Source organism: Bradyrhizobium sp. P5_C11_2 (assembly GCF_054049755.1).
On record NZ_JBFULT010000091.1, the window covers coordinates 1 to 16800 of the forward strand.

A 16800-nucleotide genomic window follows, 5' to 3' on the forward strand; every position below is an offset into this window, starting at 1 on the left:
CTTCTCCGACAACGTGTGACAGGCCACGCAGGCGCGAAACACCTCGGCGCCGGGATCGCCGGCATAGGCCGCGAGCGGATCGGCCGGCGAGCCCGGCGGATTCGAGCCGATCGGCTCGCCGGTGCGCGCATTCCAGCGCCGGATCTTTCCGTCGGCACCGCCGGTCAGCAGGGTTTCGCCATCCGGCAGGAATCCAACCGACCAGACCGGTCCACCCGATCCCGTCAGCGTGCGCAACACAGCACGCGTCGTGCGATCGATGATCGCGACCGCGCCACCCACGCTCGCGGCCGCGATCAATGCGCCATTGCTGGAGATGGCAAGAGCCACGATCGGCATAGCGCCGGCGGCGACCTCGCCAAGATCCTTGCCCTCAGCACTCAGCATGCGCAGCTTGCCGTCGGCCGCCGCGGCGACGATTTCGCCGTCCGCCGCGATGACGACGGCATTCAACGGGGCCGGAAGTGCAATCGTTTCGACAGCCGCACTCGGCAGCTGCCAGATCCGCAGCGTGAGATCGTAGCCGACGCTGACGAGCGACTTGCCGTCGGGCGCGAAAGCAACGCCGTTGACGTTTTGCGAATGACCTTCCAGCACGCGCTGCGCACCGTCGATGAGTGACCAGAGCCGCACCGAGCGATCCCAGGATGCAGACGCGACCGTCGCACCGTCGGGCGAAATCGCCAATGCGACGACAGGCGCCTGATGTCCCTGCAACACCGTGTCAGGCTGCTGTTGACCGGCGGTCCAGATCGCGATGCGCGCGTCCGCGCCGGCGGTCACCATCCGCCGGTCGCTGAGGAAGMCAACCGCGTTCACCGCGCCCGCATGAAACCGCAACACCTGTTCCGCGGCTTCGCTTGCGAGCGACCATCTGATGGCGGCGGTGTCGAACCCGCCAGACAAGAGGCTCTTCCCATCGGCCGAAATGGCAATGGTCCTTACCGGCCCGCCGTGTCCCGCCATTTGCGCACGCGTTGTCTGCACCGAGAGGAGGAGCAATGCGATGAGGGTCAACGGGACGAGACGCGAGCAATTCATCAGCGATCCGAAGCAGCGCCAAACGAACCAGAACCGCTTCTCATTCTGCCTGAATTCGTGCTTCGCACAAACGCGTCATTTGTCCGGCGCGACGACAGTCTTGTTCGATCCGTCCGGAGCGGCCTGCATGCCGGGTGGGCTCTGCCCTTGCGGGCTTTCGGCGGGCGCACCACCCGATCGGGTTTCGACCGGGCCGGTCCATCCCTGCGGCTGCAACTGACCTTTATCCTCGGGAGCAGTTCGCCCCGCGCCGACGGTGGCCGGCTTCTCGATGCGTTGATCCGTTTGCGCGAGCGCCAGCCCACAGCAGGACCACACCGCCACGCCTGCAAGGATGACCAGCTTCCGCATGAGGCAAACCCGCTCGATTTGATGCAGCTCAACGAATGACGATCTGCTCCGTTCCATGATGCACAATGACGCGCCCGCTTGAACGACGGCACGCCGGGTTCTAGACTGAATTTGAGGCTGCGAGGGCCTCGGTCATGCAAATACGATCCAAAGCGTATCTGCTGATGATGTCGCGCATGCGCGCACTGCTTTCGTCGTCGACCGACGATCCGGCGACCAAAGAGCCCTCACCGATGCTCATTTTCATCGCGGTCGTGCTGGCCCTGCTGCTGGCGATCCTGGAAGTCGACCAGCACAGTGCAGCCCTCCGGTCTCTGGGACTGCTCGGCGACCCATCCGGTACGCCATCCAATTTCATGGGCCCTTGATGGGTCAGGGATGCTTGCCGGTCAATCCGTCGAAGCGCCACCACGGAAAGATCCGGCCGCCGCCTTCCTCGCGAGGCAAGGCTTGGCCGCCCGCAAGCAAAGGCTTATTCCATTGTTCAGCTAGCGTGGCATCGTCTCGCGTGGAAACACCAACGAACGATCCTCGAAATCCTGAACCGGAAGTTTGTCTGCCTGCGCTCCGGCCTGCGAGGCTTGCATGCCGGCAAGTCGAGCCGCCCCAACGGTCCCACTGGTTGGCCACATGTATGATCGCGGCAGGGTTGCTGCAGCAACGAGCGACGCGACGGCAATCAGTCCGCAAAGCATCAGGCGCTTCATGGCAATCTCCTTGGCTGAAGCGTGAGCCGAAGGCCTGATTAGCGCCCGATACGAGGTGCAGATGTGTGCTACCTCACATCTCTCGTATCAGTGATCGGAGTTCCACGCGTTCGCAGCCAGCTTGCGACCTTCGCGATCGAGAGCGTAGCCCGTGCCCTACATCAAGCCGGTGGTGCTCAAGCGCGGCAATGTCGCGTGCACGTGGGCACGGAGAATTGTTGCCGGCGGGTTTTTGTCAGCGGTCACAGGTGCCGATGAGGTAGACCTTGACATTCAGGACCCGGCCTCGGCCCAGCCTTGCTGCATGCCCTTGAGCCCGAACTCATAAACCTCCTCCTCGCTCGAGGAGAAGTCGCGCCACACGCGGGTGGCGGCGGCGAGCGCCGGAACGGCGCGGCCGAAGGCTTCGATCGTCAACCTACCATCATACTTTGCGGCCCTCAGCGCCTTATAGGTGGGCCCCACGGCACATGCCCCTTCCCCGGGGCGGGCCATATTGAAGGAATGGAATTCATCGCCGCCGCGGTCCGATCGAGTAACAATCAGAGCATGTGGACAAGCCTCAGCGACGTGTAAGGCGCGCGAAGCCGCGAGAGGTGATCAAGTGCCCCAGCGCAGCGCAGCCGTGTGGACCGGAGCATCCCACCATTCCTTTGCCTGGCCATCGAGCACGGACACGGTGATSGACACGCCAGCCATGTCGAGGGATGTGACGTAGGATCCGGTCAGGAACCGCGCTGCCGTGATCCCCGCACCTTCCAGAATTCGCTTGGCGCTGTTGACCATCAAATAGAGTTCGATCAGCGGCGTTGCGCCGAACCCGTTAACGAGAAGCAGAACTTCACTGCCCGGCTCCGGCGCAAGGTCCTTGAGGATCGCGCCAACGAGTTCCTCAGCAATCGCATCGGCGGAAGCCAGCGGTACCCGGCGTCGGCCAGGCTCGCCATGAATACCAACCCCCATTTCCATTTCGTCGTCGGCCAGCGTAAAATTGGGCCGCCCCGCCGCCGGCACGGTACACGGCAACAGCGCCACGCCCATCGAGCGTGTGCGCCGATTGATTTCATCGCCGAGTGCCTTGAGGGCCGCAAGCGACATTCCGGTTTCGGCCGCGGCGCCGACCATCTTTTCCACGATCAGCGTACCCGCGACACCGCGACGACCGGTCGTGTAGGTCGACTTCTCGACCGCCACGTCGTCGTTTGTCACTACGCTCGCAACTTCTCGCTCGGCCATCTCCGCTGCCATGGTGAAATTCATCACGTCGCCTTCGTAGTTCTTGACGATGAAAAGCACGCCCGCGCCGGTGTCGACGGCCGCTGCAGCCTCAATCATCTGATCCGGCGTCGGCGAGGTGAAGACCTGGCCCGGGCAAGCGGCATCGAGMATACCCAGTCCGACAAAGCCCGCATGCAGCGGCTCATGTCCTGAACCGCCCCCCGAAATCAGCGCGACCTTGCCCGGCTTCAAGGTGCGGCGGCGCACGAATTTGCGTTCGGTGCCGAGCAGCAGGATATCCGCATGCGCGGCCGCGAGGCCGTCGAGACTTTCTTCGAGTACCGTATCGGCGCTGTTGATCAGCTTTTTCATGAACGTCCTCCCGTCCTAGGCCTGCAGTTCGAATAAATGGCTCACCCCACGCTTTCGGCATACCGCGCGAGTTGCGCGGCGAAATCCACGATCAGCTGTTCGAGCGCGCGGTTCTTCTTGTCGTCGCCGAGGTCAGGTACGGTCACCGAGACGGTGCGCGTGTGCGCTTCGCGGTGAGGTGAGCGCAGCCGGCCAGGATGGGCGCGTCCATAGGCTTCGAGGAAAGCCGCGCGCTCGGCGCCGGACAAATGGCAGACTTCGAAAATGATCGCGACATGCTTCGCCGGGATCGGCACCAGATACGCCGGATTGGTGATCTGAGTCACGAAGGAGCGATTCTTGCCCAGCGCCGCCGCAAGCTTCAGCCGCGTGCCGGATGGCCGATTGTCGAGTACCCGCCGCAGGATAGCCTTGTATTCCGCGACGTTGCTGTCACCAGGCGCGCGGATGCCCTCGCCTGCTTCGTTCGTCATGAACCCACCCTCGCGATTGCGGCCTTGAGCCGTGCGACGGCATTCGGCGACACCGAGAGAGTTGTCAACCCGGTGGCGAGCAGCGCCGGCGTCAGTCGCGTGTCCGCCGCGGCGTCGCCGCAGAGCGAGACTTCGACGCCACGCTTTTGTCCGGCCTCGACGGTACGGGCTATCAGCGCAAGCACCGCCGGATTGCCGGTATCATTTAGGTCAGCGACGGCGCCGATGTCGCGCGCCGCAGCCATCGTGTACTGGGTCAAGTCGTTCGAGCCGATGGAATAGAACGCAGCGCCAAAATCCTCGGCGCGGAGCGCCGCCGCTGGAACCTCGACCATGATGCCGAGCGGCGGGCGGGCACAGGCCACGCCTTTCGCCCGGAGGGCCGTGAACTCCGCGTCAAGCAACGCATTCGCACTGTCCAGTTCCGAAGGAACCGCGATCATGGGCAGCATCACTTTCAGCGCCCCATGGACGGCCGCACGGCACAGCGCCCGCAGTTGCGTACGAAACACGTCCGGTCGCGCAAGCGAGAGGCGAATGCCGCGAAGGCCGAGAAACGGATTGCTCTCACCATCGATCGTCACGCCCTTGATTGGCTTGTCACCGCCGGCATCGAGGGTGCGGATCGTCACCGGCCTTCCCTGGGGCCAGTCGAGAATGCGCCGATAGACTGCATATTGCGTGTCCTCGTCGGGCAGGCCAAGAGACGACTCGAACAGAAATTCGGTGCGCACAAGACCAATGCCGTCGCAGATTGCCGGATCGAGGCCTGCAAGGTCTTCAGGGGCGGCAATGTTAAGCAGAACCGCGATCCGCCGGCCATCGGCCGTATGGGCAGGCGCAAGGCTGGCGCTCTCGGCGGCGGCCAGCGCAGCGTTCGCAACCGCCATGCGCTGCTCGAACAGGCGGCGCGTCTCCGGCTCGGGATCGAAGATCACGCTTCCCGCATCGCCATCGACCAGTGCCAACGCTGGCGGCTGCCCGTTCCACGAAAACGGACCGAGCCCGACGACCATGGGCGCCCCGCGCGCCCGCGCCAACATGGCGACATGCGAGGAAGGTGAGCCCCCGGCCAGCGCTATGGCGCCGCCGTGCGACCAGTCGGCGGCAAGAAAAGCGGACGGCGTGATGTCGTCGGCCGCCACGATCGAGCCACTGGTAATCCTGGAGATCGTGTCCACGCCGCTCAGATGCGCGAGCACGCGGTCGCGGATGTCGACGATATCGGCGGCACGGGCACGGAAATATTCATCTTCAGCAGCGCGATAGCCAGCGATCTCCATATCGAGTGCCAAGCGCCAGGCATGGTGGGCAGTGATTCCCTCCGAGATGACCGCATATGCCGCATCCGCCAGCGCATCATCTTCAAGCATGGCGACCTGGAATTCCAGAATGTCGGCGACCTCCCCCTGAATCGTCTTGATCTGCTCGGCGATCTCCGCCCTCGCGCCTTCGATTGCCGCCCGCAGTGCCGCCGCCTCCTGCGCGGGATCGTCGCTCGCCGTCCGCTTGGCCACGGCCACAGTCAGCATGGTGACCGGCCCGATCGCGAGACCCGGCGAGGCAGCACGGCCGATAAGATGGATCTCTGCCACCGCGATCAGCCCTCGCCGAAACCGTCATTCACAAGCGCAAGTACGGCAGCAAGCGCTGCCTTGCCATCGGGGCCGGTGACGCGGAAATGCAGCGTCGCGCCCTGCGGGGCCTTGACGCGCATCACCTTTACCGGGCTCTTCGCATCCGTCCAGGGACCGTCCGGCGCAAGCGCGAGTTCGATCTTCGCCGCAAAGCGTTTCGCGCACTGCGTGAGCTTGACCGACGGCCGCGCATGAAGACCGACGGCATTGACGAGAACCGCCGAGGCCATCAGCGGTACCGGCGTTTCACCTGCCCGGCTGGCGTGGGCATCATGCATAGAATTCCTCCGCGCTACGCTTGACGGCTGCAAGCGACGAACCACCCGAAGACTCGGTCGCCGCAATCACGGCTCCCTCGACCACCGGGGCATTACAGACGACGACGCGCGCCCGCCGATCTTCGGGCAGCATTTCCACCGCCATCTCAGAATTTGTCTCCGCCCCACCAAGATCGACCAGCACAGCCACACCTGCCGGCGACCACACTGCCTCGATCGCCTCGAGGATTCCGGCAACATTCGTACCGAGCCCTCCATCGACATCGCCGCCTGTCCAGGCGAGCGGCACGGCGTTGCCTACCATCTGGCGCACCATATCCGCCGCGCCCTCAGCGATCTTGAGGGAATGTGACACGATGACGATTCCGACATTGCCGGAATTCGGACTGTTCATGACCTTGCCTCGCATTCCAGTGCCTTGATTGCCGCGCCGATCAAAAGGGATGCCGAGCGCGAACCGGGGTCCATGTGACCAACGGAACGTTCACCGAGAAAAGAAGCTCGGCCACGAATAGCGAGCATCGGCGTCGTTCGATCGGCCGCTTGCGCCGCCTCCGTCGCAATCGCCCTGGCATCGCCGCCCCCTGCCAATACCGCTTGCACGGGCACCAGGACATCCAGCAAGGTTTTCTGTCCCGCCTCCGAGCGTCCGCGCGCCTTCACAGCATTGATCGCCTTGTCCGTCGCCGCGACGAGATCTGCACGCGTCGGCTGCTCCGGAAGCGCCTTGCCGAATTCCATGAAGAAAGTGCCGACCAACGGCCCGGAAGCCCCACCAACCTTCATGACCAGGGTCATTCCGATCGACTTCAGCATTTCTGGCAGCGATTTGTCCGCAAGGCCGGGCAAACTTGCGAGCACGGCCTCGAAGCCGCGCCTCATGTTCAGCCCGTGATCTCCGTCACCGATCGCCTGGTCGAGGCTGGTCAGTTCGTCGGCGTGCTGGATCACCGATTCCGCAAGCGCCCGCACCAGCTTTTCCCTGGTGACCCGATCGAGACTCATGCCGCGACCCTCCCGCCGGCCGCATCGAAGAACAGCGGCCTGTTAAGGCGTAGCGACACGACGTCGCCGACGTCCAACCTCGCCTCAGGGTCCGCCAACGTCACGACAGGTTGGCCGCCGAGATCGAGATGGACATGGCTCTGGTCGCCGAGATGTTCGACCCGCGTGACGGTGGCCGACGCGTCCCCGCCGCTGCGTGCGATCGCCAGGTGCTCGGTACGAGCGCCAATCGTCTTAACGCCGGGCGGAACGCCGGCAAATAGAGTTGCCGGCAGCAGGTTGATCATCGGCTGACCAAGCCGCGCCGCGACATGGGCGTTGACCGGATTCTCGTAGATCTCGCGCGGTGTACCGATCTGCATCAGTCGCCCGGCCTCCATCACGCCGATGCGCGAAGCCATGGTCATCGCCTCCGTCTGATCGTGGGTGACGTAGAGGATCGTCGCGCCGAGATCGGTCTGAATGCGCTTGAGTTCGAGGCGCATTTCACCGCGCAGCTTGGCGTCCAGCGAAGAAAGTGGTTCGTCCATCAGATAGATCGAGGGCGAGCGCACCAGGGCACGGCCAATCGCAACGCGCTGCATCTGCCCACCCGACAACTGCGTCGCCTTGCTGTGGAGCTTGGTTTCGATATGGAGAAGACGCGCAACCTGCTCGACCTTTGCGCGAATTTCGGCCTCCAGTAAGCGGCGGGTCGGCGCGCGCAGCGCAAAGGCCATGTTCTCGAACACGGTAAGATGCGGGTACAACGAATATTGCTGGAATACGAAAGCGACGTCGCGATCAGCCGGCGCATCGCGGGTCACATCGCGTCCGTCAATGCGGACCGAACCGCTGCCGGGCGTCTCGAGCCCGGCGACGAGACGCAGCGTCGTCGTCTTGCCTGCGCCCGTTGGCCCCAGCAACGCAACGAATTCGCCGTCCCCAATGGTGAGGGACAGATCCACAACGGCTTGGGTCTTGCCAAACGCCTTGGAAACCGCCCCGATCTCGACTTCAGCCATGCACGCCTCCCTCATACAATGCGGTGCGGATTGCGCGGCCCGATTTCTGGTCAAAGATCGACAACGTATCAGGCCGGAAGTCGAGCCCGACATTCGCTCCGATTTGAAAGGGCATGCTGGCCGGCGAGCGGGCCTTCAGAGCACCGTAAGGCGTCGTCACGGTCACGATCTGCGTCGTGCCGAGATATTCCGACCCATAGACCTCGCCCCGAACCATGCCGTTATCGGAAAAACGCACATGCTCGGGTCTGACGCCCAGGACAAGGTCGCTCTCCACCAACGCCTCGCGTGCGGTGGGTATCGCAACTTCGCGATCCCCGATCCGGATCGCCTGCGCCCCGGCTTGCAGGCTGCCGCGAAACGGCAGGAAATTCATCGCTGGAGAACCGATGAAGTCCGCGACGAAGAGCGAGGCTGGTCGATCATAAATGTCGCGCGGACTCGCAATCTGCTCGACCACACCGTTGTTCATCACGGCGATCAAGTCCGCCATCGCCATGGCTTCCAGTTGATCATGCGTGACGTAAACGGTGGTCGCGCCAAGCCGGTCATGCAGCGCGCGCAATTCCTGGATCATCGCCTCGCGCATTTCGGTATCGAGCGCTCCGAGCGGCTCGTCCATCAGGAAACACTTCGGCTTGCGGACGATCGCCCGCCCAAGCGCGACGCGCTGACGGTCGCCGCCGGTGAGGGTCGAAACCGACCGATCGAGGAGGTGGGAGATACGCAGGATCCGAGCGGCCTCCACCACGCGCCGGTCGCACTCCGCAGCTCCAATCCCCTCGCATTTGAGCGGAAAGCCGATATTGCGCCGGACATTCATGTGCGGATAGAGCGCAAATAGCTGGAAGACGAAGGCGATATCTCGCGCGGAGGCACGGTTCATCGTCACGTCCTCACCGTCGACGCTGATCGTGCCGGATGTCGGCAATTCCAGTCCTGCAATCATCCGCAGCGTTGTCGTCTTGCCGCACCCGGAAGGCCCAAGAAGACAAAGGAACTGTCCGTCATCCACCGTAAAGCTCGCGCCCTTGACTGCGTGAAACTCTCCAAAGGATTTGTTGAGCGCTTCAACCCTGATCTGTGCCATCGTGCGCTACTCCCGGACCTTCGAGACGATCGTGAACATCACCGTCCCAAAGAGAGTGACCGCGAAAGACCAGGAATAAAGCGTCAGAAAAAGCGGCTGCATCAGCATGACCACGCCCGCGGCAATGATCGCCGTCGCGACGGCCTCTAGCGGGCCACGCCGCAAAATTCTGCTCGCCAAGCTATGGCGCGGCATGGACGTGTTCACATCGAGACTCATTTGCGGACAGCCCCAAAAGTAATACCGCGCAGAAGATGCTTTCGCAGCAGCACCGTGAACACGACGATCGGCACAAGAAAGATCGTCGTACCGGCAGCTACGGCCGGCCAATCCTGGCCGCCTTCGCCGATGATGATCGGAATGAATGGGGGCGCAGTCTGAGCGTTGCCAGAGGTCAGAAGCACAGCAAAGGCGTATTCGTTCCACGCAAAAATCAGGCAGAAAATCGCCGTCGCCGCGATCCCCGTCGTCGCCTGCGGTAGAACCACCTTCACGAACGCCTGAAAGCGCGTATAGCCATCGATCATTGCCGCTTCTTCGTATTCACGCGGGATTTCGTCGATGAAGCCTTTGAGAAGCCAGACGGCGAGCGAGACGTTAACCGAGGTGTAGAGCAGGATCATCCCGAGCCGGGTATCCGACAGCCCGACGGTCCGATACATCAGGTAGATCGGGATCGCGACCGCAATTGGTGGCATCATCCTGGTCGACAGAATGAAGAACAAGAGGTCATCCTTCAGCGGCACGCGAAACCGCGAAAAGCCATAGGCCGAGAGCGTGCCGAGCGCGACCGCGAGCACCGTCGAACCAAAGGCGATGATCAGCGAGTTGATGAAGCGCGGCACGTAGTTTGACGGGCCGGCGATAACCATGTTGCGGCTGCGCGCGATGTTGTCACAAAGCCCCTGCGGTGGACCTAGCGTCTGGATAAACTCCTGAGTCTGACGCGAGCGTGTTGTGAAGACATTGCAATAGCCTTCAAGGGAGGGCTTGAAGAGGACCTTCGGCGGATAGGAGATCGCATCGTCAGGCGACTTGAACGAGGTGAGTACGATCCATACCAGCGGCACCATCGTGATGATGGCATAGAGTATGACGAGAAGGCCTGCGAAGCGGCGAGTGCCGGTCGACGGTTCGACGACTGAGTGGGCGGCGTTTGAGGCGCTCATCGGTTTTTCACCCGGTTCAGCGCCTTGACGTAAATGTTGGCGAGGCCGAATACCGTCACGAACAAAATGATCGCGAAGGCCGAGGAATAGCCGGTTCGCCAACTCTCAAACGCTGCGCGCTTCAGCGTGATCGAGGCGACTTCCGTGGTCGAGCCCGGCCCTCCCCCGGTCAGGAGGTTGACCATGTCGAACATCTTGAAATTCTCGATCCCGCGAAAGAGCACCGCGAGCATGATGAACGGCAGAGCCATCGGCAACGTGATCGACCAGAACTGCCGCCAATTCGACGCGCGGTCGACCTCCGCTGCCTCATAGATGTAATCCGGGATCGACCGCAGCCCCGCCAGGCAAATCAGCATCACGTAAGGCGTCCACATCCAGGCGTCGACGATGACGATGGCCCAGGGACTGAGGGTCACGTCTCCCAGCATCTGGAACGACGAAGCGCCGCGCCCCGTGAAGAAGGCGACCACGTAGTTGAACAGCCCGATCTGCGGCTGATAGAGGAAGGTCCAGAAATTGCCGACAACCGCCGGTGAGAGCATCATCGGCAATAGAATGATCGTGGTCCACAGGCCATGGCCACGGAATTTCTTGTCGATCAGGAATGCAAGGCCGAATCCGAGCACGGTCTCGATCAGCACGGTCCAAACCACGAAATGCGCCGTGACCTGCATCGCCGCCCAGATATCCGGATCGGTCAGGATCGACTGGTACCAATCGGTCCCCAGCCATAGCGTCGGCGCGTTCGGCCGATTGGCGCGGTAGTTGGTAAAGGACAGGTAGATCGTCCATACCAGTGGAAAGATATTGATCGCCAGCAGCAGCACGATCGTCGGTGTGATGAAAAGCCAGGCGAGCGCCTGGTCCGAAAGGCCGCGGATACGACGGATCACGCCTTGCYGGATCGGGACGGCCCGATAAGTGATCTGCGAAGAGGTACTCAAATCGTTCATGGCTTTGGTCGATCCTGCAACGGGACCATCGGCTGCGTGACACCATCGAGAGCCTGGAGCGCGTTTGGGCGCGCTCCAGGCAGTTGCCCTAGAACTTCTTGCCTTCTTCCTTGAAGATCGCCTTCCAGTCTTTCACCAGGCCGTCGAGCGCTTCCTGCGCGGTGCCCTTGTCGGCGACCACGTAGTCATGCACGCGCTTCTGTTCGGCTTGCAGGAGTTGCGCATAGGAAGGCTCGGCCCAGAAGTCGACGACCATTCCCATCGACTTCAAGAACTCGCCGGCAAACGGCGCGCTGTTCGGGAAGCCCGGATCGTTCAACACCGACTTGGCGCAGGAATAGCCGCCCAACGCCCACCACTTCTTCTGCACGTCCCCGCCGGAGAACCATTTGATATATTGCAGTGCCTCGCCTTGGTTCTTGGAATAGGAAACGACCGAGATGCCCTGCCCGCCGAGCTGCGTCGCCTGGGTCGCGGGGCCGGCGGGATTGCTGAAGAAGCCGATCTTGTCCCCACCGACGTTTGGATCCTTGTAGAGGCCCGGGAAGAAGGCAAAGAAGTTCATCTGCAGTGCGACCTGGCCCGACTTGAACGCATCGAGGCCTTCGGACATGTAGGAGTTGGATGCGCCGGGCGGCGTGCAGCACTTATAGAGCTCTTTGTAGGCCTCGAGCCCCTTCACGGCGCCGGGTGAATTGACGAACCCGTCCATTGAATATGGCTTCTTCGGATCCTGATATTGGAAACCGTAATCATAGAGATAGTTCGCAACGCCCATGGTGATGCCTTCCGAGCCACGCTCGGTATAGATCGAAGCGCCATAGACCTTCTTGCCGTCAATCTCGCGGCCCTGGAAGAATTTTGCGATGTCGCGCAGTTCATCAAGCGTCTTCGGCACGGCGAGATCGCGGCCGTATTTGGCCTTGAAATCCGCCTGGATCTCCGGCCGCGCAAACCAGTCCTTGCGATAGGTCCAGCCCACCGCGTCGCCCATGGCAGGCAGCGCCCAATAGTTCGGGCTGTTCTTCGGCCACTCGGAATAGCCGACCACCGTCGCGGGCATGTAGTCGTCCATGCTGATTCCTTCTTTCTTGAAGAAATCGTTGAGCTTGACGTACTGACCGTTCTCAGCAGCGCCCCCGATCCATTGCGAATCCCCGATGATAAGATCGCACAGCGAGCCATGCGAATTGAGCTCGTTCAGGAAGCGGTCGGCATAGTTGGTCCACGGCACGAATTCGAACTTCATACCGACGCCGGTCTTGGCGGTGAAGTCCTTCGACAATTCGACCAGGGCGTTGGCGGGGTCCCATGCGGCCCAGCACAGCGTGATGGTCTTGGCCTGCGCGTGCGCAGGCGTGGTCCCCACTCCGACACCGAGCGCGGATGCGAGAACTCCGCAAGTAGTAAGAAGCGCCTTCACTGTCTGTTTCATAACGCTTTCCCTCACAGTGGGGCCGGCCATCGACATGGCGCGACTCTCCAACCCGCTCGAATGCTTCGAGCAGAGCGATACAGTCCTTCACGGGCTGAACGACTAAACGGACGTTTCCTCGTGCCTGCCTGGATTCTTAGGGATTCAGCCAAGCTCGATTTGTTTAGTGAACCACCATATACTAAACATTGCAAGCGCGCTCTTCCGAGGCGCCAGGCAGCCTCGGCGCTGTCCGTCCAGAAAATTTCCCGCAAGGTTGGGTTCGGCAGCCCGGCTAATATGCGCCGCGCGTTCGTTCGTGCCATCCAGACGCCGCCTGCGGCGTACCGCCAGAGTATCGGCGGTCCAACGGCCGATTCCGCGAGGTACGAGTACTGAAGTCTAACCAGCTGGCCTTCGACAAGCCGTAAGACGTCGGAGAAAGGCTTTCACCGCTTCCTGTAGCTCATTCTCGCCACCGCGTTCCGACCGCTACCGTTAGGTGTACGAAATCGCGGAAAATAGTAGCTTGGTGGGCGCACCAGGGCTCGAACCTGGGACCCGCTGATTGAGGGTCAGCCACAGGTTAAGAATAATCATTGACTTGCCGGTCGCACCACCGGGCCTTTCCGAGAGAAAATGGGCGTTCGTCGCACGATTGCCGCGAGAGCAGTCGCCTAACGCAACGCGGCTCGAGAGGCGCTGCGCGTACCTGGGCGCGGACCTGGCTTCGGTGGTTCAGCCAATTGGCGACCCCGCTCGTCAGGCCGCCAATAGTGGCACCAGTGAGGGCGGCGAGCGCAGAGACGATCGAAGCGTCCATATGGTTCAGCGCTGCATTTGCCAATTCATCATCTCGCCATATGCCATCATGTTCTCATTCAAGTTGGCCATGATCACGAGGGAGCCCGCGAGGACCAGAGAGCAGCAGAAAAGCGGTCTCCATCGCTGCGTTGCGCAGATCGAACAATTGAGCACCGGTTGGGCCGCCGCTTTGGGTCCTTAGTGGTCCAGTCTGCTGGGCGTGCGCTGCACCTCGATCAGCATGCGCGACCGTAGTCTTACGTGGTCCCGGCGGAGTACCCCTCCTGGGCCGTTGCCCCGACCGGGATTCCTAGCGAGCATTGCGATCTACGAGAAGCAGGGGCTACGCGATTGCTCGTCTCACATTTCAAACGAATCGCCGACGCGGGGATGCGCACAGCGTCTGCCAACCCGGATTGGGATTCGTACGCTGATCCATGTGCGCGAACGACCCTATGCTGCGGGCGGTTGTCGGATTCGATCGGACGTTACCAGGACAAGAAACGTTACTGGAAAATCATAAGCCGTGCGCGGTCGTCAGGTGGCCGAGCATGAACGGGGCAGGAGTTGATGGCGTCGGGGTCTTTTCACAACAGACCAGAGTTTCTTCTGGCGRCAGCGCGTAGGCGCTGAACGGGCGCTCATTACCGGCGCTCTCCTGTGAATTGCTCTTCGAATGCGATTGCACCTGCTCTGCATCGGCAGAGTGGAGTGTGTTGTGAGCCGCGTTTTATTCACCTCGAAGTCTTTACTGGCGGCCGGCTGGTTCGAAGCGAATTCTCACCTCAAGGATAATTCGAATTCATCTCGACCATCGGATCTTCCGGTCGAACCGCTGTCCTCGCCGAGCGACGGCGAGCCTTCGCGATCCCCTCGTCAAGACACGGCTGCAGGATTCTGGACGGCTGCGGCGCCTGCTTCACGGTCGGCCGAACCCGTCACGTTGCTCACCCGCGTTCGGGCTGCTTCCAACTAACTTTCATATTCTACGAGCTTTGAGGTCGACGACATGGCTACTCAGACAACCGGCGGCGGCAGCACCACCTCGTTCTCCAATACACCGCAAGCGAAGGACGATATCTTTACGAGCGGTGTGACCGCCGCCGGCGTCTCCATCTCGCTGACGGAAGATAACCTTCAGCCTGTTGTCTTCGATGTCATGGGAAATGACCTGGGAGGCAATGCCAAGACCCTCTTCTCCATCGACAATGGCATCAACAACAGCGGCGCCATGAGCGGCTATAGCGCGGCTGATTTGCTGACCCAGGATACCGCGCGCGCCGAAGCCACCAGCAGCGATACGAGTTTGAATGGCGCCAGGATCTGGATCACGGCGGACGGTAAAGTCGGGTATGACGCGTCGGCATTGAGCGCTCAAATCGCGACCCTGGCAGCAGGTGAGTTCTTCACGGACTCATTCATTTACGCGATCCGGCTTGGCAACGGGACGCTGAGCTGGGCTACCGCCACGGTGAGAATTGCCGGGGTCAACGATGGCCCCGTTACAGTGGCCGACACAAATGCGGTGAAGGAAGACACTACGCCGAATTCAGTCAGCGGCAACGTGCTCACCAACGATACCGACACCGACACGCACGACAGTCATAGCGTCACGGCCGTCAGCGGCTCTGCCGCCAAGGTCGGTGCTGATGTGGTCGGCACCTACGGCACGCTGCACCTCAACTCCGATGGCACGTACACCTATACGCTCAACAACGCCCAGGCCAATGTGCAGGCGTTAGCGGCAGGGCAGCTGGTTTACGACACTTTCAGCTACACCAATTCCGACAATCATGGCGGCTCGAGCACCGCCAACCTGACGATCACGGTTACCGGGACCAACGATGCGCCGGTGATCACCTCGTCGGCGCAGAGCGGCCTGGCGACGGAGTGGGCGGATCTGTCGGCGGCGGAAATTGCCAATACGCCGCATACGGCCTCCGGCGCCGTGACGTTCACGGACGTCGACACGCTCGACAGCCACATTGCGTCGTTTGCGCCGCAGGGCGGCGGCTATCTCGGCAGCTTCACGCTCAATACCACCAACCACGATACCGGCAATGGCGGCTCGATCGGCTGGAGCTTCTCGATCTCGGACAGTGCGCTGGATTCTCTGCAGGCCGGTCAGACCCTGACCCAGAAGTACGACGTGACGATCTCGGATGGTCATGGCGGCACCGCGGTGCAGACCGTGACGGTGACGATTGTCGGCACCAACGATGCGCCGGTGATCACCTMGTCGGCGCAGGGCGGCCTGGCGACGGAGTCGGCGGATCTGTCGGCTGCYGAGGCGGCCAACACGCCGCATACGGCCTCCGGCGCCGTGACGTTCACSGACGTCGACACGCTCGACAGCCATACTGCGAGCTTTGCGCCGCAGGGCGGCGGCTATCTCGGCAGCTTCACGCTCAATACCACCAACCACGATACCGGCAATGGCGGCTCGATCGGCTGGAGCTTCTCGGTCTCCGACAGCGCGCTGGATTCTCTGCAGGCCGATCAGACCCTGACCCAGAAGTACGACGTGACGATCTCGGATGGTCACGGCGGCACCGCGGTCCAGACCGTGACGGTCACTATCACCGGCACCAACGACGCGCCGGTCATCACCTCGGCGGCACAGTCCGGCAATGTGTCGGAAGGCGACGACCTGCCGGCCGCGGCCCAGACCGCCACCGGCCAGGTCACCTTCTCCGACGTCGACAGCAGCGACACCCACACGCTCTCGGTCGGCGTCGCCGCCGCCCACGGCACCGCCACCGTCGACCCCGACGGCACCTGGCATTACATCGTGCTCGACGGCGGCGCCGTCGATGCGCTCGCCGCCGGCGAGCATCTCGCCGACAGTTTTACGGTCCAGGTCGACGATCATCATGGCGGCCTCGCCACCCAGCAGGTCGTGATCGACATCACCGGCACCAATGACGCCCCGGTCATCACCTCGGCGGCACAGTCCGGCAGCGTGTCGGAAGGCGATGACCTGCCGGCCGCAGCCCAGACCGCCACCGGCCAGGTCACCTTCTCCGACGTCGATGCCAGCGACACCCACACGCTCTCGGTCAGCGTCGCCGCCGCCCACGGCACCGCCACCGTCGATCCCGACGGCACCTGGCATTACACCGTGCTCGACGGCGGCTCGGTCGACGCGCTCGCCGCCGGCGAGCATCTCGCCGACAGTTTTACCGTCCAGGTCGACGACCATCATGGCGGTCTCGCCACCCAGGTCGTGTCGATCGACATCACCGGCACCAACGACGCCCCGCTGATCACCAGCGCCGCAC

At 62.3% G+C, this 16800-nt stretch carries 18 protein-coding genes; 2 read left to right on the plus strand and 16 right to left on the minus strand.

Features of this window, described 5'->3' with window-relative positions:
• Positions 1–966: WD40 repeat domain-containing protein (locus ACXJL8_RS12070; protein ID WP_456685034.1), on the minus strand; the 966-nt coding region annotated here is incomplete at its 3' end.
• A 150-nt stretch (positions 967–1116) separates the two neighbouring features.
• A complete protein-coding gene (locus tag ACXJL8_RS12075; RefSeq protein WP_456623975.1) occupies positions 1117–1392 on the minus strand; it encodes a hypothetical protein in 276 nt (91 codons plus the stop codon).
• A 176-nt stretch (positions 1393–1568) separates the two neighbouring features.
• Between ACXJL8_RS12075 and ACXJL8_RS12080 the strand changes: the two genes are divergently transcribed.
• Positions 1569–1760 (plus strand): hypothetical protein, encoded by a 192-nt coding sequence (locus ACXJL8_RS12080; protein WP_456623976.1) that lies wholly within the window; start codon positions 1569–1571, stop codon positions 1758–1760.
• A 120-nt stretch (positions 1761–1880) separates the two neighbouring features.
• Here the strand turns inward: ACXJL8_RS12080 and ACXJL8_RS12085 are convergent, their stop codons facing one another.
• From ACXJL8_RS12085 to ACXJL8_RS12150, 14 genes are all read right to left on the minus strand, one after another.
• Positions 1881–2099, minus strand: a complete 219-nt coding sequence (locus ACXJL8_RS12085; RefSeq protein WP_456623977.1) for a hypothetical protein — start codon at positions 2097–2099, stop codon at positions 1881–1883.
• A 273-nt stretch (positions 2100–2372) separates the two neighbouring features.
• On the minus strand, positions 2373–2516 hold the full coding sequence (locus tag ACXJL8_RS12090) for a hypothetical protein (RefSeq protein ID WP_456623978.1): 144 nt from the start codon (positions 2514–2516) through the stop codon (positions 2373–2375).
• 183 nt (positions 2517–2699) lie between these two features.
• The gene (dhaK, locus tag ACXJL8_RS12095) at positions 2700–3689 is read right to left on the minus strand and encodes a dihydroxyacetone kinase subunit DhaK (protein ID WP_456685035.1); all 990 of its coding nucleotides are present in this window, start codon (positions 3687–3689) and stop codon (positions 2700–2702) included.
• Between the two features lie 41 nt (positions 3690–3730).
• Complete coding sequence (locus ACXJL8_RS12100; RefSeq protein WP_456623980.1) at positions 3731–4162, minus strand: hypothetical protein; 432 nt, start codon at positions 4160–4162, stop codon at positions 3731–3733.
• Entirely contained in the window at positions 4159–5757 is a 1599-nt protein-coding gene (gene ptsP, locus ACXJL8_RS12105) for a phosphoenolpyruvate--protein phosphotransferase (RefSeq protein ID WP_456623981.1), read from the minus strand. The genes ACXJL8_RS12100 and ptsP overlap by 4 nt, the downstream gene beginning before the upstream one ends.
• A 5-nt stretch (positions 5758–5762) precedes the next feature.
• Positions 5763–6077, minus strand: a complete 315-nt coding sequence (locus ACXJL8_RS12110) for an HPr family phosphocarrier protein (protein WP_456623982.1) — start codon at positions 6075–6077, stop codon at positions 5763–5765.
• Positions 6070–6471: a dihydroxyacetone kinase phosphoryl donor subunit DhaM gene (dhaM, locus tag ACXJL8_RS12115; RefSeq protein WP_456623983.1), complete on the minus strand. Its 402-nt coding sequence runs from the start codon at positions 6469–6471 to the stop codon at positions 6070–6072. The genes ACXJL8_RS12110 and dhaM overlap by 8 nt, the downstream gene beginning before the upstream one ends.
• Positions 6468–7082, minus strand: coding sequence for a dihydroxyacetone kinase subunit DhaL (dhaL, locus tag ACXJL8_RS12120; protein ID WP_456623984.1), 615 nt, complete (start codon positions 7080–7082; stop codon positions 6468–6470). The genes dhaM and dhaL overlap by 4 nt, the downstream gene beginning before the upstream one ends.
• On the minus strand, positions 7079–8086 hold the full coding sequence (locus tag ACXJL8_RS12125; protein WP_456623985.1) for an ABC transporter ATP-binding protein: 1008 nt from the start codon (positions 8084–8086) through the stop codon (positions 7079–7081). Before ACXJL8_RS12125 ends, dhaL begins: the two co-directional genes overlap by 4 nt.
• On the minus strand, positions 8079–9176 hold the full coding sequence (locus ACXJL8_RS12130) for an ABC transporter ATP-binding protein (RefSeq protein ID WP_456623986.1): 1098 nt from the start codon (positions 9174–9176) through the stop codon (positions 8079–8081). Before ACXJL8_RS12130 ends, ACXJL8_RS12125 begins: the two co-directional genes overlap by 8 nt.
• A 6-nt stretch (positions 9177–9182) precedes the next feature.
• A complete protein-coding gene (locus ACXJL8_RS12135) occupies positions 9183–9395 on the minus strand; it encodes a hypothetical protein (protein ID WP_456623987.1) in 213 nt (70 codons plus the stop codon).
• Positions 9392–10345, minus strand: a complete 954-nt coding sequence (locus ACXJL8_RS12140; protein ID WP_456623988.1) for a carbohydrate ABC transporter permease — start codon at positions 10343–10345, stop codon at positions 9392–9394. Before ACXJL8_RS12140 ends, ACXJL8_RS12135 begins: the two co-directional genes overlap by 4 nt.
• Entirely contained in the window at positions 10342–11301 is a 960-nt protein-coding gene (locus ACXJL8_RS12145) for a carbohydrate ABC transporter permease (protein ID WP_456685036.1), read from the minus strand. Before ACXJL8_RS12145 ends, ACXJL8_RS12140 begins: the two co-directional genes overlap by 4 nt.
• 88 nt (positions 11302–11389) lie before the next feature.
• A complete protein-coding gene (locus ACXJL8_RS12150) occupies positions 11390–12736 on the minus strand; it encodes an ABC transporter substrate-binding protein (RefSeq protein ID WP_456623990.1) in 1347 nt (448 codons plus the stop codon).
• A 1792-nt stretch (positions 12737–14528) separates the two neighbouring features.
• Here ACXJL8_RS12150 and ACXJL8_RS12155 point away from each other — a divergent pair.
• Positions 14529–16800, plus strand: a 2272-nt coding sequence (locus ACXJL8_RS12155) for a VCBS domain-containing protein (protein WP_456685037.1), incomplete at its 3' end; no start/stop codon positions are given.

Excerpts from the sequence above, each read along its gene's own strand:
- ACXJL8_RS12125 (WP_456623985.1), bottom strand. The coding sequence starts at position 8,086 with ATGGCTGAAGTCGAGATCGGGGCGGTTTCCAAGGCGTTTGGCAAGACC.
- ACXJL8_RS12075 (WP_456623975.1), bottom strand. The coding sequence starts at position 1,392 with ATGCGGAAGCTGGTCATCCTTGCAGGCGTGGCGGTGTGGTCCTGCTGT.
- ACXJL8_RS12085 (WP_456623977.1), bottom strand. The coding sequence starts at position 2,099 with ATGAAGCGCCTGATGCTTTGCGGACTGATTGCCGTCGCGTCGCTCGTT.
- ACXJL8_RS12100 (WP_456623980.1), bottom strand. The coding sequence starts at position 4,162 with ATGACGAACGAAGCAGGCGAGGGCATCCGCGCGCCTGGTGACAGCAAC.
- ACXJL8_RS12135 (WP_456623987.1), bottom strand. The coding sequence starts at position 9,395 with ATGAGTCTCGATGTGAACACGTCCATGCCGCGCCATAGCTTGGCGAGC.
- dhaL (WP_456623984.1), bottom strand. The coding sequence starts at position 7,082 with ATGAGTCTCGATCGGGTCACCAGGGAAAAGCTGGTGCGGGCGCTTGCG.
- ACXJL8_RS12130 (WP_456623986.1), bottom strand. The coding sequence starts at position 9,176 with ATGGCACAGATCAGGGTTGAAGCGCTCAACAAATCCTTTGGAGAGTTT.
- ACXJL8_RS12150 (WP_456623990.1), bottom strand. The coding sequence starts at position 12,736 with ATGAAACAGACAGTGAAGGCGCTTCTTACTACTTGCGGAGTTCTCGCA.
- ACXJL8_RS12110 (WP_456623982.1), bottom strand. The coding sequence starts at position 6,077 with ATGCATGATGCCCACGCCAGCCGGGCAGGTGAAACGCCGGTACCGCTG.
- ACXJL8_RS12080 (WP_456623976.1), top strand. The coding sequence starts at position 1,569 with ATGCGCGCACTGCTTTCGTCGTCGACCGACGATCCGGCGACCAAAGAG.
- dhaM (WP_456623983.1), bottom strand. The coding sequence starts at position 6,471 with ATGAACAGTCCGAATTCCGGCAATGTCGGAATCGTCATCGTGTCACAT.
- ACXJL8_RS12140 (WP_456623988.1), bottom strand. The coding sequence starts at position 10,345 with ATGAGCGCCTCAAACGCCGCCCACTCAGTCGTCGAACCGTCGACCGGC.